This is a genomic window from Arthrobacter sp. P1_C12_2, assembly GCF_056406415.1.
This window is the reverse complement of the sequence record NZ_JBFUAF010000004.1, coordinates 233,888-249,769: the sequence shown is the minus strand read 5'-3', so window position 1 is coordinate 249,769 and position 15,882 is coordinate 233,888. Positions and strand designations below refer to the sequence as shown.

15 protein-coding genes are annotated in these 15,882 nt (G+C 67.0%); 6 read left to right on the top strand and 9 right to left on the bottom strand.

Annotated features, from left to right (window positions below):
* Positions 1-8: 8 nt before the first annotated feature.
* The 6 genes from pdxS to AC1DZQ_RS06970 form a co-directional block, all read right to left on the bottom strand.
* The gene (pdxS, locus tag AC1DZQ_RS06995; protein WP_277525827.1) at positions 9-935 is read right to left on the bottom strand and encodes a pyridoxal 5'-phosphate synthase lyase subunit PdxS; all 927 of its coding nucleotides are present in this window, start codon (positions 933-935) and stop codon (positions 9-11) included.
* 208 nt (positions 936-1,143) lie between these two features.
* On the bottom strand, positions 1,144-1,782 hold the full coding sequence (gene pgsA, locus AC1DZQ_RS06990) for a phosphatidylinositol phosphate synthase (RefSeq protein WP_476962826.1): 639 nt from the start codon (positions 1,780-1,782) through the stop codon (positions 1,144-1,146).
* Complete coding sequence (locus AC1DZQ_RS06985; RefSeq protein WP_476962825.1) at positions 1,775-2,395, bottom strand: HIT family protein; 621 nt, start codon at positions 2,393-2,395, stop codon at positions 1,775-1,777. The genes pgsA and AC1DZQ_RS06985 overlap by 8 nt, the downstream gene beginning before the upstream one ends.
* Positions 2,396-2,414: 19 nt before the next feature.
* On the bottom strand, positions 2,415-4,424 hold the full coding sequence (gene thrS / locus AC1DZQ_RS06980; RefSeq protein ID WP_476962824.1) for a threonine--tRNA ligase: 2,010 nt from the start codon (positions 4,422-4,424) through the stop codon (positions 2,415-2,417).
* Positions 4,425-4,579: 155 nt separating this feature from the next.
* The gene (locus AC1DZQ_RS06975) at positions 4,580-8,080 is read right to left on the bottom strand and encodes a DNA polymerase III subunit alpha (protein ID WP_476962823.1); all 3,501 of its coding nucleotides are present in this window, start codon (positions 8,078-8,080) and stop codon (positions 4,580-4,582) included.
* On the bottom strand, positions 8,077-8,412 hold the full coding sequence (locus AC1DZQ_RS06970; RefSeq protein ID WP_476962822.1) for a DUF6504 family protein: 336 nt from the start codon (positions 8,410-8,412) through the stop codon (positions 8,077-8,079). Before AC1DZQ_RS06970 ends, AC1DZQ_RS06975 begins: the two co-directional genes overlap by 4 nt.
* Positions 8,413-8,615: 203 nt before the next feature.
* Here AC1DZQ_RS06970 and AC1DZQ_RS06965 point away from each other — a divergent pair, with 203 nt between their 5' ends.
* The gene (locus AC1DZQ_RS06965) at positions 8,616-9,002 is read left to right on the top strand and encodes a hypothetical protein (protein ID WP_476962821.1); all 387 of its coding nucleotides are present in this window, start codon (positions 8,616-8,618) and stop codon (positions 9,000-9,002) included.
* A 123-nt stretch (positions 9,003-9,125) separates the two neighbouring features.
* Here the strand turns inward: AC1DZQ_RS06965 and AC1DZQ_RS06960 are convergent, their stop codons facing one another.
* Both AC1DZQ_RS06960 and AC1DZQ_RS06955 read right to left on the bottom strand, forming a co-directional pair.
* Complete coding sequence (locus tag AC1DZQ_RS06960) at positions 9,126-10,637, bottom strand: GMC family oxidoreductase (RefSeq protein ID WP_476962820.1); 1,512 nt, start codon at positions 10,635-10,637, stop codon at positions 9,126-9,128.
* Between the two features lie 126 nt (positions 10,638-10,763).
* On the bottom strand, positions 10,764-11,090 hold the full coding sequence (locus AC1DZQ_RS06955; protein WP_441409079.1) for a chorismate mutase: 327 nt from the start codon (positions 11,088-11,090) through the stop codon (positions 10,764-10,766).
* A 14-nt stretch (positions 11,091-11,104) separates the two neighbouring features.
* Between AC1DZQ_RS06955 and AC1DZQ_RS06950 the strand changes: the two genes are divergently transcribed.
* Positions 11,105-11,527 (top strand): VOC family protein, encoded by a 423-nt coding sequence (locus tag AC1DZQ_RS06950; RefSeq protein WP_476962819.1) that lies wholly within the window; start codon positions 11,105-11,107, stop codon positions 11,525-11,527.
* Positions 11,528-11,565: 38 nt separating this feature from the next.
* Here AC1DZQ_RS06950 and AC1DZQ_RS06945 read toward each other — a convergent pair whose 3' ends face one another.
* A complete protein-coding gene (locus AC1DZQ_RS06945; protein ID WP_476962818.1) occupies positions 11,566-12,312 on the bottom strand; it encodes an SOS response-associated peptidase in 747 nt (248 codons plus the stop codon).
* Between the two features lie 165 nt (positions 12,313-12,477).
* Between AC1DZQ_RS06945 and AC1DZQ_RS06940 the strand changes: the two genes are divergently transcribed.
* The 4 genes from AC1DZQ_RS06940 to AC1DZQ_RS06925 all read left to right on the top strand — a co-directional run bounded on the left by AC1DZQ_RS06940 (position 12,478) and on the right by AC1DZQ_RS06925 (position 15,182).
* Entirely contained in the window at positions 12,478-12,735 is a 258-nt protein-coding gene (locus AC1DZQ_RS06940; protein ID WP_011692168.1) for a mycoredoxin, read from the top strand.
* A gap of 133 nt (positions 12,736-12,868) precedes the next feature.
* Entirely contained in the window at positions 12,869-13,954 is a 1,086-nt protein-coding gene (locus tag AC1DZQ_RS06935) for an S-(hydroxymethyl)mycothiol dehydrogenase (protein WP_476962817.1), read from the top strand.
* Positions 13,951-14,613: an MBL fold metallo-hydrolase gene (locus AC1DZQ_RS06930; protein ID WP_476962816.1), complete on the top strand. Its 663-nt coding sequence runs from the start codon at positions 13,951-13,953 to the stop codon at positions 14,611-14,613. The genes AC1DZQ_RS06935 and AC1DZQ_RS06930 overlap by 4 nt, the downstream gene beginning before the upstream one ends.
* Positions 14,614-14,681: 68 nt before the next feature.
* The gene (locus tag AC1DZQ_RS06925) at positions 14,682-15,182 is read left to right on the top strand and encodes a DinB family protein (RefSeq protein WP_476962815.1); all 501 of its coding nucleotides are present in this window, start codon (positions 14,682-14,684) and stop codon (positions 15,180-15,182) included.
* The last annotated feature ends 700 nt before the right edge of the window (positions 15,183-15,882 follow it).

Sequence of the window (15,882 nt, the reverse complement as noted above, 5' to 3'; positions counted from 1 at the left end):
TACTGCTGTTACCAGCCGCGCTCGGCGAGGCGGTGCGGCTGCGGGATCTCGTCGACGTTGATGCCGACCATGGCCTCGCCCAGGCCACGGGAGGCCTTGGCGATCTCGTCCGGGTCATCGAAGAAGGTGGTGGCCTTCACGACGGCGGCGGCACGCTGGGCCGGGTTGCCGGACTTGAAGATGCCGGAGCCGACGAACACGCCGTCGGCGCCGAGCTGCATCATCATCGCGGCGTCGGCCGGGGTGGCGATGCCGCCGGCGGTGAACAGCACCACCGGAAGCTTGCCGGTTGCGGCAACTTCCTTGACCAGTTCGTACGGTGCCTGCAGCTCCTTGGCCGCGACGTAGAGCTCGTCCTCGGCCATGCCGGCGAGCTTCTTGATCTCGGCGCGAATCTGGCGCATGTGCGTGGTGGCGTTGGAGACGTCCCCGGTGCCGGCCTCACCCTTGGACCGGATCATCGCCGCGCCCTCGTTGATGCGGCGCAGGGCCTCACCGAGGTTGGTGGCACCGCAGACGAACGGAACGGTGAAGTTCCACTTGTCGATGTGGTTGGTGTAGTCGGCCGGGGTCAGGACCTCGGACTCGTCGATGTAGTCCACGCCGAGGGACTGCAGCACCTGCGCCTCGACGAAGTGCCCGATCCGGGCCTTGGCCATGACGGGCACGGACACGGCGGCGATGATCTGATCGATCATGTCGGGATCGGACATGCGGGACACGCCGCCCTGGGCGCGGATATCGGCCGGAACGCGTTCCAGCGCCATCACGGCCACTGCACCGGCGTCTTCGGCGATGCGGGCCTGCTCGGCGTTGACGACGTCCATGATGACGCCGCCCTTGAGCATCTCAGCCATGCCGCGCTTGACGCGGCTGCTGCCCGTGACGTTCTTCGCGGACGCGCCGGCTTCGCTGCTTACATCAGGTGTAGACACAAAATCCCCTATGGGTAGATAGATGACCTCGCCGGGGCGCGGACGGCACGTACATGCTGTGTCTCGCACACTCCGGATTACCGGATCCATTGGCCGGTAAAGCTAATACTATCCCCCGGTTGGGGCGCGGCAGAATTCGGGTTACAGCGGTGGAATCTCGCGCCGGGACGGGGATTCGGCGCGGCCGCCGGGGCGCCGCGTGGCGCCGTCAGGCGGGACGTTCCGTGGCCGTGCCTTCGGGTTCCTCCAGCGACTGGCGGTGGACTGTCACGATGCGCTGGATCACTGTCACCAGGCTCGCCGTCGCGAGCAGGCACAGCGTCACGAACAGCACCACTGGGGGCAGGCCAAGGCCGGTGAGTCCCGTGACCACCAGCACGGACACGAGGCGTTCGGCGCGCTCGGCGATGCCGACGTTGGCGTGAAAACCCAGGGCTTCGGCCTTGGCCCGCGCGTAGGAGACCACCATGCCGAGCACCAGGCAGACGATCGCGGCGACGGCGATCGGCGGGTTGGCGCCGCCGGTGAAGAACCAGACGGCGACGCCTGCGAACAGGGTGCCGTYGGCCACGCGGTCGAGGGTGGAGTCCAGGAAATTGCCCCACCGGCCGCCGCGCTGCTGCATCCGGGCCATGATGCCGTCAATGACGTCGGAGAAAATGAACGCCGTGATGAATACGGTCCCCCAGAAGAGCTGCCCGAGCGGGTAGAACACGAGGGCGCCGATCACGACGCCGAGCGTGCCGACCACCGTGACGGCGTCCGGCGAGACGCCGATCCTCAGCAGCCAGCGGGCAACCGGAGAAAACAGGGCGGTGAAGAAGCCCCGGGCATGCCTGTTAAGCATCCTTCTCCCCGGCTGTCTTCTGCGACGTGGGCATTTCCTGCGGCCACGCCTCAGCGACCTGCTGGCGGACCTCGCCGAGGGTCTGCGTGATCGCCTTAGTCTGGGCAATGATGGGGAAGAAGTTTCCGTCCCCGCCCCAGCGCGGCACCACATGCTGGTGCAGGTGGCCGGCGATGCCCGCCCCGCCGGTGACGCCCTGGTTCATGCCCACGTTGAAACCGGAGGGGTTGGCGACCTTGCGCAGCACCCGCATGGCCGTCTGGGTCAGTTCGGCAAATTCCGCCGTTTCCTCGACCGTGAGATCCGTGTAGTCCGGGATGTGCCGGTAGGGGCAGATCAGCAGATGGCCCGGGTTGTACGGAAAGAGGTTCAGCACCACGTAGCTGGTCTTTCCCCGGTACACGATCAGGGAGTCCTCGTCGCCACGCTCGGGCGCGGCACAGAACGGGCAATCGTCCGGGTTCTTGAACTGCTGCTGGCCGCCCTTGATGTACGCCATCCGGTGCGGCGTCCACAGGCGCTGGAAAGCGTCCGGGACCCCGGCCAGGCCGAAGTCGTCCGTCACGGCGTGGTCGCCCGGATACTCCGGCCCGGCCCCTGTGGTTTCCTGCACGCGCTGCCCTTCCGTCTGCCTAGCTGGTCCGGTTTCGGACAGCGTCGACGATCCGCTGGACGGCCTCGGCCACGGGCACGCCGTTGTCCTGGCTGCCGTCGCGGAAGCGGAAGGACACGGCTCCGGCCTCGGCGTCGTCTCCGCCGGCGATCAGCACGAACGGGATCTTGTCCTTGCTTGCCGTGCGGATCTTCTTCGGGAAACGGTCCGAGGAGATGTCCACCTCGGCGCGGATACCGGCCGCCTTGAGCTGGTCCACGACGTCGAACATGTAGTCGTTGAAGGCCTCCGCCACCGGGATGCCCACCACCTGCACGGGCGCCAGCCAGGCGGGGAAGGCGCCGGCGTAGTGTTCGGTCAGCACGCCCATGAAGCGCTCCACCGAGCCGAACAAGGCACGGTGGATCATCACGGGCCGCTGCCGGGTGCCGTCGGCGGCCTGGAACTCGAGCTCGAAGCGTTCGGGCAGGTTGAAGTCCAGCTGGATGGTGGACATCTGCCAGGTGCGGCCGAGCGCGTCCTTGGTCTGGACGGAAATCTTGGGGCCGTAGAACGCGGCTCCGCCCGGATCCGGGATGAGCTCGAGCCCGGAGGCTTCGGCTACCTCGGCGAGGGTGCGGGTGGCTTCGTCCCATGTGGCGTCGTCGCCCACGAACTTGTCTTCGTTTTTGGTGGAGAGCTCGAGGTAGAAGTCGTCCAGGCCATAGTCCTTGAGCAGGCCGAGGACGAAGTTCAGCGTGGTGGTGAGCTCGTCCTTCATCTGCTCGCGGGTGCAGTAGATGTGGGCGTCGTCCTGGGTCATGCCCCGGACGCGGGTCAGGCCGTGCACCACGCCGGACTTCTCGTAACGGTAGACCGAGCCGAACTCGAACAGCCGCAGCGGGAGTTCGCGGTACGAGCGTCCGCGGGACCGGAAGATCAGGTTGTGCATGGGGCAGTTCATCGGCTTGAGGTAGTAGTCCTGGCCGGGCTTGCGGACCGTGCCGTCCTCGTTGAGCTCCGCGTCGATGTGCATCGCCGGGAACATGCCCTCCTTGTACCAGTCCAGGTGGCCTGAGACTTCGTAGAGGTGGCCCTTGGTGATGTGCGGGGTGTAGACGAAATCGTAGCCGGCATCCACGTGGCGCTGGCGGGAGTAGTCCTCCATGGCCTTGCGGATAATGCCGCCCTTGGGGTGGAAGACCGGCAGGCCTGAGCCGAGCTCGTCCGGGAAGGAGAACAGGTCCAGCTCCGCGCCGAGTTTGCGGTGGTCGCGGCGCTCGGCCTCGGCAATGCGCTCCTGGTAGGCCTTGAGTGCGTCCTTGGTGGGCCAGGCGGTGCCGTAGATGCGCTGCAGCTGCTGGTTGTTCTGGTTGCCCAGCCAGTAGGCGGCCGAGGACCGGGTCAGCGCGAAGGCGTTCGAGATCAGCTTGGTGTTCGGCAGGTGCGGGCCGCGGCAGAGATCGCACCAGATGCTGTCCCCGCTCTTGCGGTCCACGTTGTCGTAGATGGTGATGTCACCGGCGCCGACCTCGACGTTGACGCCCTCTCCGGCCTCGGCGGCGTCATTCTTCCTGCCCAGGAGTTCGAGCTTGTAGGGCTCATCCTTCATCGCCTCGCGGGCCTCGTCCTCGGACACCACGCGGCGCACGAACTTCTGGTTCTGGTTGATGATCTTCTGCATCATCTTTTCGAGCTGGCGGAGGTCTTCCGGGGTGAACGGTTCCGCGACGTCGAAGTCGAAGTAGAAACCGTCCGTGATGTAGGGGCCGATGCCGAGCTTGGCGTCGGGGCGCAGCTGCTGCACGGCCTGGGCCATGACGTGGGCCGTGGAGTGGCGCAGGACGTTGAGCCCGTCCGGGGAATCAATGGTGACGGCCTCGACGGCGGCGTCCTCGGGAAGGGGCTGGTCCAGGTCCTTCAACTCGCCGTTTACGCGGGCCACAACAACGTCGCGGCGCTCAAAGAAGAGTTCCGCGCCGGTGGTCCCGGTAGTCACCTTGGTCTCTTCGCCGTCGACGAGAAGGGTGATCTGCTGGGCATCTGACACGGGTGTCTCCTATTCAAAGTTAAGGCTTCGTAGCTTGTGGCGTACGGGGACCACAGCCAGCCTCGTCCATGCTATCGGTTTCTCCAGAGGCCAACCAACGCGCCACGAGGCAGCCGCAACCCAGCCGACGCCTCGCGTAAAGCACCGAAGTCCGGTCAGCCGCCCAGCCCGGTGATGGCGAGGTTCCTGCTGATCCCGTCCAGGGGGCCGGGCAGGTCCGGCACATACTGGCCGGTGGCGCCGGGAACGGAGGCCGGGAACGGCAGGGTCTCCGGGCGGCTGAGGTCCCAGGCCATGGAGGCGCTGATGCTGATTCCCCGCGGCCCGGTCCGGCGGGTAGTGCCGCGGATCAGCAGCAGGCGGGTGCCGAACAGCACGGATCCGGACTGCTCCTGGGCCTCGTGGAAGAAGACTGAATCCACGCAGCCCGTGCCGTCGTCGACGCTGATGAACACCACCCGCCGGCCGCCCCTCATCGGCGGGGTCTGGGTGGCCACCCGGACGCCGGCAACCAGCACCTCCGTGCCGTTGCGCAGTCCCAGCAGCTTGTCCGCGGTGGTGACGCCCAGCCGGTCCAGCAGCGGGCGGTGGCTGGTCATGAGGTGCTCGCTGACGTCCACGGCCATCAGGTCCAGTTCCGCCCGGACGTTGTCCACCATGCTGAGCGCGGGCAGCAAGGCCTTCAGGTTCTTCAGTTCGATGTCCCCCAGCGGCAACGCCAGCTGGCCCTCAATGACCTCAACGCCCTTCCGCAGGGGCCGGGCCTGGAGTTTCTGCAGATGCTGGACCAGATCCGCCCGGTTGGCGACTCCCCCGGACGCCCGGTGCAGGGAGTCGAAGGCACCAAGCTGGGCCAGCCGCTGGATGCTGGGCCTGCTCAGCCGCGACCGGGCGCGCAGGTCCGCCAGGGAGTCGTAGGGCTGGCCGGCCACAATCCGTTTCAGCTCGGCGCCGGAGAGCCCGAAGATGCCGTTCAGGCTCAGCCGGATGCCCAGCCTGCCCCGGTTCGGCCCGGATTCCACCCGCTCCACCCGGTACTCGGCCTGGCTCCGGTTGATGTCGAGGGGAAGGATGGGGATCCCCAGACGGCGGGCCTCGGCCACCAGCAGGCGTTTGGGGTACATGCCGGGGTCGTGTTCCCAGAGCCCGGCCAGGAAGGCCTCCGGGTGGTGCGCCTTGAGCCAGGCCGACTGGTAGGTGGGCACGGCGAAGGCCGCTCCGTGGGCCTTGCAGAACCCGAAGCTGCCAAAGGCCTTCAGCGTGCCCCAGACCTTGTCCACCACTTCGGGACTGTAGTTCCGGGCCCTCGCCTCCTTCCGGAAGAACTCCTCCACCCGGGGTTCGAGCACCTCGTTGCCCAGTGCCCGGCGGAACTCGTCGGCGCGCGCCAGACCGCACTCAGTCATGACGTCGAAGGTCTTGAGGATTTGTTCGTGGAAAACCGTGACCCCGTGGGTCTCCTTCAGGACCGGTTTGAGGTTGGGATGCGGATAGACCTCGGGGGCGAACCCGTGCCGGTGCTCCAGGAAGGGCCGGACCATGTCGGATTTCATCGGGCCGGGGCGGAAAAGTGAGATGTCAATGATGAGATCGTTGAATTCCCGGGGCGCCATCTTGCCGATCAGTTCGCGCTGGCCCGGGGATTCGATCTGGAAGCAGCCCAGGGTGTGGGTGCTGCGGATCAGTTCAAAGGTTGGCTCGTCATCAAGCGGGACCGCGTTGAGGTCGATGTGGCCGTCCTCGGCGATGTAATCCGGACCCGTCCCGTCCGGCCCGGCCGGATGCGCGCCGGCGGCCACCACCTCGGCCTTGGAGGGGTGGAGCCGGATGACTTCCCGGACGGCGAAGGCCATGGCGCTCTGCATCCGGACGCCCAGGACATCGAGTTTGAGCATGCCCATGGGGTCCATGTCGTGCTTGTCGAACTGGCTCATGGGCAGGCCCAGGCCGCTGGGCTGCACGGGGGTGCGGTCCAGCAGGGTGGCATCGCCGAGGATGACGCCGCACGGATGCATGGAGATGTGGCGGGGCAGCCGGTCCAGCCGCTCCGTGAGGTCCACCAGCAGGTCCAGCTGCTGGTTTTCGGTGAAGCCGCGCTGCTCCACCCGGTCCGCGAATTCCTTCAGCTCGGGCTTCTCCACGAGGGCTTCGCGGAAGTGCCGGGCCGAGAACCGCCACAGCTGCTTGGCGATTTCCCCGACCTCGCCGTCGTCCATGCCCAGGGCCAGGCCGGCGTCGCGCACGGCACCGCGAGCGCGGTACCCGTTCTGCATGCTCATCAGCGTGACGCGTTCGGCTCCGAAGCGCTCAAAGATCTTCCGGTAGACATTGTGCCGTTCGGCGCTTTCGACGTCGATGTCGATGTCAGGCAGCGTGGCGCGGTCGCGGGAGAGGAAGCGTTCGAAGATGAGGTCGTGCTGGAGCGGGTTCACCTGGCTGATGTCGATCAGGTAGTTGACCAGGCTGGAGGCGCCCGAACCGCGCGCGGCCGCCCGGACGCCCAGGGCCAGGATCATCCGGGAGACCTCTGCGACGGTCAGGAAGTAGGAGGCGAAGCCCAGCGAGTCGATGATCCGGAGCTCGTGCTCCAGCCGGGTCCGCAGCTGCTGTTCCCGCTGCCCGGAGATTCCCGGGAAGCGGCGGCCGATGCCGGCCTCGCAGCGCAGGGTCAGTTCGGCGAGCGCGTCGCCGTCGATCCCGATCACGGAGGCTTCCGGGACCACGGGCTGTTTCCAGCCCATGTCTGCCACAGGATCCATGCGGCAGCGGTCCGCGAGCGCCTCGGTCTGGGCCAGGAGCCGTTTGAGGTCCGCCGTGCCGTAGCCGGCGGCGTGGATGATCTCCTTGCCCAGCTGCAGCATCTGGGCCGCCGATTTGAGCCAGCCCTGCCCGTTGGGCTGCAGCAGAGGTGCGGCGGAGAGCTCGGGGAGGGATTTCAGCGTCCGGGCCGAGTCCAGCACATCGGCGGTGGCCGCGCCGTCCTCGGCCACATACCGCACGGCGTTGCTCAGCACGGCGGGCACCCCGTGTTCTGCGGCGAGTTTGAGCATGCGCACCGCGTGGGCGGTGCTCAGCGGTTCCCCGGGCGGGCTGAGCTGGGACACAACCTCCGCCGCCAGGGTCCCGGGGGGCATGGCGTCCAGCCAGCGTTTGAACAGGGTGCGGGGCCGCAGGTAGCGCCGTCCACCCATGGCCCGGCCGACGTCGGAGTCCGGGCCGATCAGCACTGTCAGGACCGGCTTCAGGGTTTCCGGGTGCAGGGTGCGGGATGCCAGTTCCGCCCGGGTGACCGCCACCGGCACCGCTCCCCCGGCCTTGCCCGTGGTGCGGGCATGGGCGTCGGAGATCAGCCGGCACAGCGCCCGGTAGCCGGCGCCGTTGTTGTGCCCGTGCGCCAGCACGACGACGCGTCCCCCGAGCTGGGTGCGGAGGTCGCCGTCGTCGTCAAAGACCGCAAGGTCCACCCCGACGATCGCATCCAGCCCGGCGGCCATGCACGCCTTCAGGTGCTTGACGGTGCCGTACAGCCCGTTACGGTCCGTGCAGGCCAGCGCGGTGGCGCCGTCCGCGGCGGCCGCGGCGGCCAGTTCGTCCGGCCAGGAGACGCCATAGTGGGCGCTGAAGGCGGTGGAGACGTGCAGATGGGTGAAGTTCATGCTGATTCGGGCTTCCGGAGGGGCTGCAGGGCGTCGTGGATCCTCAGGAGCCGCCACCGGCCGCTGCCGACATGCCGAGTCAGGTCAAGGGTGAGGGTCGAAGCCGCGGCGCGCTCCCCGGCAGCACGCACCTGGACCCGCCAGATCTCGTGATCCACCAGGCCAGGCCCGCTCCCGAGCGGCGCCCGGCTTTCCTCCGCCCACCACTGGCGGCGTTCGTACCAGCGGACGGGTTCTGCGCAGACCGTGTAGCGCCGGCCGGCCCAGTCGAGGTGCAGGGGCTGGCCGGAGGGCGTGCAGACGACATCCACGGACTCGCTGAAAATCCCCACGTTGCCTCCCGACCCAGTCCGGGCTGGAGCCGGCCCAGTCCCCGCTTCGATTTCCTACGTCTATTCCGCTTCCGGCGCCTTCAGTTCCAGGCTCCGTGAATTTTATTCGAACATATCTTCGAATAAAGACAGTCTACGACGGAGAGGCGACAAAACCCAGATCGGGGGTGGACGGACGCAGATGCAGGTAGCAGGATTGAGCCATGAGCTCCCATAACGCACTACTGAAGCAAGTAAGCATCGCCGCCAAGGATCCAGTCTTGGTGGCGACTTTTGCTATAGACGGAAACATCCCCGGCCAGGGCGCCTATGTGGTGGGCCTCTTGGCGGCAACCCCGGACTATTCCCATCAGCGAAGAATGGGGATCGAGTTCATGAACGGCGAGGCCGTGTCCTTCTATTGCTTCAGCCATGACGGCACCGAGGAAAATTTCGACCTCAAGGGGGTCGAACACTCGGGCAACACCATTACCGGCAATTTCCCGCTCACCACGGTGCTGGGCCTGCCCAAGGGCCACCTCATGACGGCCTTCAGCGATTGTGACGGCCGGGATTACCAGGCCAACGTGCCTGTCGAAGAGGCCCTCTAGGCGGCAGGACCCGACCCCGGCCGTGCGGAGGTGTCTGGTCGAAGCCGTGGCGGATTGCTTCGGTCGCTTTCCCGATGGCGGGCGGAGACCATGCCGACGAGCGTGGCATACCTCCTATCTGCCTCAGAGTCCCGCCCGGACCCCGCGAAGCCGGGTCGCGATGTGCTCGGCGACCATGATCGTGGGGATGTTGGTGTTAGCCGACAGCGGTTCAGGAAGGATCGAGGCGTCGACTACCGAGAGGCCCGGCACTCCGTACACCCGTCCCGAGGTGTCGACCACGGCGCCGGCCTGGGGGTCCGTTCCCATCGCACAGGTGCCCACGGGGTGGTGGTAAGTCGTGGCCGTGGCCTTGATCCAGGCCCGAACGGCGACGGCGTCAGCGACCAGGTCCTGCCGGGGCGCGAGCCGGGAACCACGAGTGATCCGGGTCAGGTGAGGGTAGGCCACGGCAGCGTCCGCGAGCTGCAGGCCCTCCACCAATCGATCGATGTCCACCGGATTGCGGAAGTACCCGAGGTCGATGGCCGGTGCGGCGATCGGGTCGAGTGTGAGCAGCCGCACCTCACCGCGCGACGCCGGCTTCAACAACGCTGCGGCGAGCAAGCAGCGGTACCCGTCCTCGAGCCCATACGGTCCGCACACCATGAGCTGGAGATCCGGGGGGTCAGCCGCGGAACTCCGGCTGCTCCGGGCTGTCGCCATCACCTGGAAGAGCGGAGGGTCTCCCAGCGGTTGGAGACAGGGCAGGTCGATTGCCACCCAGGGGTGGTCGGCGAGATTCGTCCCCACACCGGGCAGGTCCATCGTGACGGACCTGCCCAATGCGGCTACGTCCGCGGCGGGGCCGATGCCAGACCGGATGAGCAGCGCGGGCGAGTGGTAGGCGCCAGCGCAGACAATCACCTCATCGACCTCGATGATCTCGCCGTCGGAGGACCGCACACCTATGGCACGCCCGCGACGTAATACGACCTCGGCGATCGGACAGGTCGCGCGGATCGTCAGGTTGGGCCGGGAGCGGATGGGATCCAGATAGGCCCGCGCGGTGCTGACCCGGACGCCTCGCACACAGTTAACTGGTAGCGCCGACAGACCGACGGCCCCCGGGGCGTTGTGGTCTGGAATTCGCGGGATCCCCACCTCCGCGATGGCGTCCTCCATCGCGACCGTGAGCTCGGACCGTTCGTCCCCCCGATAGCGGCGGATCGGCACCGGGCCCTCCGTCCCGTGATAGGGCGACAAACCGAAGTCCAGGTCATGCTCAAGGCGCAGGAAAGACGGCAGCACGTCCGCGAACGTCCATCCCGGCAATGCCCAGCCGTCGTAATCGGCCGGATGCCCGCGCAGGGCGAAGGTGGCATTGACGGCCGACGAGCCCCCGGTCACCCGCCCCTGTGGAAGGTCCAAAGGAGGACCGCCGGCGACGCCCGTCCCATGAAGCCCCCAGTCGTGCGAGGCCGTGCTGGTGCCATGGATGCCGTCCGCGAGGTCGGCCGGAAGCCTCGCCGACGGGTAGTCCGGCCCCGCTTCGAACAGCACCACTTCGCGGTCGGCGTCCTCGCTGAGCCGCGAAGCCAACACGCAGCCTGCACTGCCCGCACCCACCACGGCAACGTCAAACCGGCTCTTCATCCCTTGCCCTCGCCTCCGACTTCAGTCTCGGCCGGCGGTCGGGATTTTACTAGTTCGAATTCGAACCAGCCCTGGGTTGGTCGAGAGCCTACAACTCCCCCGATCCAGACCCAGTCACCGTAAGGATTAGCTGCCGGCTTTGTACACTTCCAGCTCGAGCGTGATGAAGGCATCGATCATCGCCCGGTAGGTCTTCTCGACGAGTTCGACGTCGATGTCCTTCTTTTCCGCCGTGGCGCGGACGTGTTCGATGACCCGCTCCACACGCCCGGGCGCACGGACTTCGGCGCTGTCCGCCTTGAGGGTCCCGGCGATCCGGATCAGCCGTTCCCGGCGCCCGATCAAGGACACGATCTGCTCGTCCACCTCGTCAACAGCCACCCGCACGGCGGCGAGCTGTTCGCGGTCGGCCTGGGCGGCCTTGTCGTCTGCGTGATTTGTGGGCATGTGCATGACAGTATCGAAAGATGCAGCCACGAGTCGACTTCATATCGCTGGGTGTCCGCAGTGTTGACGCCTCCCGCCGCTTCTACGTCGATGGCCTCGGGTGGCCGGTCCACCGGGAAGTCCCCGGGGAGGTGCTCTTCATCCAGGTCAACCACGGCCTCATCCTCTCGCTCTGGGACGCGGGCCAGATGCAGTCCGAAGCGGCCACCGATCCCCCTGCCGGCATCCCGTGCATCACGCTGAGCCACAATCTGGCCAGCACGGCGGAAGTCGACTGGGTGATGGCCGAAGCCGAGACGGCGGGAGCCCGCATCGTCGCGGCACCGAAGACCCAGCCCTGGGGCGGCTACACCGGCTATTTCGCCGATCCCGACGGCTACCGCTGGGAAGTCGCCTTCAATCCCGACTGGTCGGTCGGCGCCGGCGGAAACGTGACGGTCTGACGTCAGGTGCCCGACACCGCCCCGCACCGGGGCGCTCGCTAGAAGAGGCTGCCCACTGGCTGGATGAGTTCCGGTGAGTCATTCCTGACGTTCCCGACGGCGGTGCCGACGGCGTCGATCCTCCAGCCTTCCGCGACGTCGTGCGCACCGGCCCGGACCAAATCGACGAGCCCGGCCGCGTCATCGGCCTGCGGGTCCAGCCACGTCTGCATCGTCTCGCGGTTCATGGGCAGCGGAACCCTGTCATGCAGCGCGGTCAGTTCGGCCAGCATTCCCCCGGCATAGCCCTCCGGCGGCGAGTCGGTGGTCATGATCGAGGTCGAGAGCATCCAGCGCTCCGGGTCGCCCTCCGCCTTGGACGGGTCCCTCCACCATTCATAGAGTCCCGCGAAGACAATGGGGCGTCCGTCCTGGGGATGGACATAGTAGGGCTGCTTGCCGCGGCCCTCGCCCTTCCACTCGTAGTAGCCGTCCGCCGGGACGGCACAGCGACGGGAGCGGGTCGCTTTCCGGAAGGCGGGCTTCTCCAGCACGGTCTCGCTGCGGGCGTTGATCATCTTGGACCCGATGCCCGGGTCCTTGGCCCAGGACGGCACAAGACCCCAGCGCGCAATGTGCAGTTGGCGGACCGGCTCTCCCTCCACCAGCCGTTCGAGCAGGATCGGCACATCCGCCGTCGGGGCCACGTTCCACGACGGTGGAATCGCGATCTCGTCCTCCAGCCCGGCATCGAATTCGGCCAGCAGGTCTCCAACGGCCCGGGCCATCACGTAGCGTCCACACATGGCACCAGCATGCCACCGCACCCAGCCCATGTCATCCGCCCCGGCCTCCGTCACGCGCCTGCGGGAATAGTGGACTGCGGGGTACGGTTGTTGGCAGTGACGTACGCCTTCCGTGGGCGCCCGGCGCAACACGCCGGCCCCAACCACTTACTTGAGGAGAACTTCGTGGACTTCACCCCCGAATCCGGCACAATCACCATGTTTTCGACCACGTGGTGCGGCTACTGCAACCGGTTGAAGAAGCAGCTGGACGCGCAGGGCATCGGGTACACCGAGATAAACATCGAGGAAGTCGAAGGCACCGCCGATCTCGTCGAGCAGCTCAACGGAGGCAACCGCACCGTCCCCACCGTGCTGTTCCCGGACGGCACCGCCGCCACCAACCCCTCCGCAGCAGAGGTCAAGAGCCGGCTCGCGGCCTAGGCCCTTCCTGCAACCCAAGGACACCACCAAACCACGACGGCGCGGCCTCCCAAGGGCCGCGCCGTCGCCCGTTGTGCCAGTAGCCAGTAAGTTGTGCGAGTAATCCGCGTTCCAGAGCAGAGGAGCTTGTTTCATGGTCCATAAAGTCAAGGCCGCAGTAGTCCGTTCCAAGAATGCCGACGTCACCCTCGAGACGATCCTCGTGCCGGACCCCGGTCCCGGCGAGGCCCTCGTGGACATCCTCACCTGCGGTGTCTGCCACACCGATCTGCACTACAAGCAGGGTGCCATCAACGACGACTTCCCCTTCCTGCTCGGCCACGAGGCCACCGGCGTAGTCAGTGCCGTCGGACCGGACGTCACCGAGGTTGCCCCCGGGGACCGCGTGGTGCTGAACTGGCGGGCCGTCTGTGGCGAGTGCCGCGCGTGCCGGCGGGGTCAGCCGCAGTACTGCTTCAACACCCACAACGCCACCCAGAAGATGACGCTGGAGGACGGCACGGAACTGACGGCCGCGCTGGGCATCGGCGCCTTCGCCGAAAAGACCCTCGTGGCCGCCGGCCAGTGCACCAAGGTGGACGCCGACGCCGATCCCGCCGCCGTCGGCCTGCTCGGCTGCGGCGTCATGGCAGGCATCGGCGCGGCGATCAACACCGGAAACGTCCAGCGCGGCGATTCGGTTGCCGTGATCGGCTGCGGCGGGGTGGGCGTGGCGGCCGTCGCCGGCGCCGCGCTCGCCGGCGCCACCACCGTGATCGCCGTCGACATCGACGCCAAGAAGCTCCAGCGCGCCAAGGACCTCGGCGCCACCCACACGGTGGACTCCTCCGCCGTCGACCCCGTCGAAGCGATCCGCGAACTGACCGGCGGTTTCGGCGCCGATGTGGTGATCGACGCCGTCGGCCGCCCGGAAACCTACAAGCAGGCCTTCTACGCCCGGGACCTCGCCGGCACAGTGGTGCTGGTGGGCGTGCCGAGCCCCGAAATGACCCTGGAACTGCCGCTGCTGGACGTATTTGGCCGCGGGGGCTCGCTGAAGTCGTCTTGGTACGGCGACTGCCTGCCCTCGCGCGACTTCCCCACGCTCATCAGCCTCTACCGGCAGGGCAAGCTGGACCTGGACGCCTTCGTGACGGAGCGGATCACGATCGACCAGATCGAGGACGCCTTCGCGAAGATGCATGCCGGCGCGGTGCTGCGCTCGGTGGTGGAACTGTGAACGCCGGCTCTGAGAGCATCCGGATCGACCGGCTGGTGACCTCCGGGACGTTTTCGCTCGACGGCGGGACCTGGGATGTTGAGAACAACGTGTGGATCCTCGGGGATGACAGCGAATGCGTCATCATCGACCCGGCCCACGATCCCGCTGCCGTCGCCGCCGCCGTCGCGGGCCGGAAGGTCAAGGCGATCCTGCTCACGCACGGCCACGATGACCACATCGGCGCCGTCGGCGCCCTCCGGATGCTCGTGGACGCCCCCGTGTACCTGCACCGGGATGACTGGATGCTGTGGGATCGGGTGTTCCCCGGCATCGAACCGGACCACGCCATTGCCGACGGCGACACGTTCGACGTCGCAGGGGCACGGCTCGTGGCACTGCACACCCCCGGGCACTCGCCCGGGTCCGTGTGCTTCCTCCTCGAGAGCGAAGGCACTGTGTTTAGCGAAAGCACAGTATTTAGCGGGGACACGCTCTTCAAGGGCGGCCCGGGAGCGACCGGGCGTTCCTTCAGCGATTTCCCGACCATCATCGAGTCCATCCGGAACCGGCTCCTTTCGCTCCCCGCCGACACGACGGTCCGGACCGGGCACGGGGATCCGACGACGATCGGTGCCGAAGCTCCACACCTTGAGGACTGGATCGCGCGGGGCCACTGACCGCATCCCTGGACAAGGCCCGGTCCGCCGCTTCCGGACCGGGCTTTACCGCCATAGGATGTGAGGCCATGAGCTCTCTCCCCAGCATGGATTCGTCAACCCTGACCGCGGACCTACGGATCCAGTTCGATGCGTTCCTCGATGAGCATCGCGCGGACCTGCACGCCTGCCTCGACGGGCTCACCGAAGAGGAGGCCCGGGCCGCACTGGTCCCCTCGCGGACCACCCTCCTGGGGCTGGTCAAACACGCCGCCTTCGTGGAGAAGGTCTGGTTTGACGAGGCCATCACGTGCCGGACCCGGGCCGAGATCGGCATTCCGGCCGCCCCTGATGAATCGTTCATCCTGGCGGAGAACGACACCATCCCGGGCCTCCGGGCCGCCTATCTCCAGGCCTGCGAGGACTCACGCCGTCGGGCCGCTTCCCTCGATCTTGACGACCTTGTCCGTGGCAACCGGCGCGGCCCGCTGCCCCTGCGGTGGGTCTACCTGCACATGCTCAGGGAACTCGCCCAGCATTGCGGCCACGCGGACATTCTGCGCGAGCAGATCCTCGCTGCGCGCACCTGACGACGCCGGCCGCCCGGGTCAAGGCCTTACAACTCGAAGCAGGGTCTGCACGATGGAGTGCGCTTGAGCGCGGATGCGGCCACCCCCGATATGTTTTTTCAAAGGGCCGCATCCGCGCTGGTCTAATGGAACCCGGGTTCGGGCTTTTGGTCCTGAGTGTGCCGATCATGACGGACCGCCCGGGCCAGGCTCCGGTGAGGGGGCGCGCAAGAAACCAGGCAGGCCGGCTGCCGTGTGTGTTCTATTGCCGGACGCCCCGAGGTGGGCGACACCGCCGGATGTCAGGTGGCCGATTGGCTTCAGAGCGCCCGCCAGTGAGTCCGCGTCGGCACTGACGGTGACATCCATTCTGGTGGGCATGAGGCAGAAACTCCCGCAACGAAGTTAGCAGCCTCTGCCTGACCAAAATCAGAATATCAATTGCATTTGCCACAAAAAAGGAAAAGAGAGTAACAATTAATACGCGGCTTTTCCGGCTGGTAAACCCATCGTCCCCCTCACCGTCTGACGGGACCACAGTCCCGACCTGACGGGGGATGCAGCTGAGCCGAACCGGCCTACGGGCTGGCCGTCACTTCGTGGGAGGAGAGTACTCCGGATTCCAGATTTCATTCCCTTATTCATGGTCCCCCCAAATAGCCAGAAATATGTTTGCGGGCCTACCGCACGGGTCTCAGGCTTCCCGAGCGTCGGTGATTTC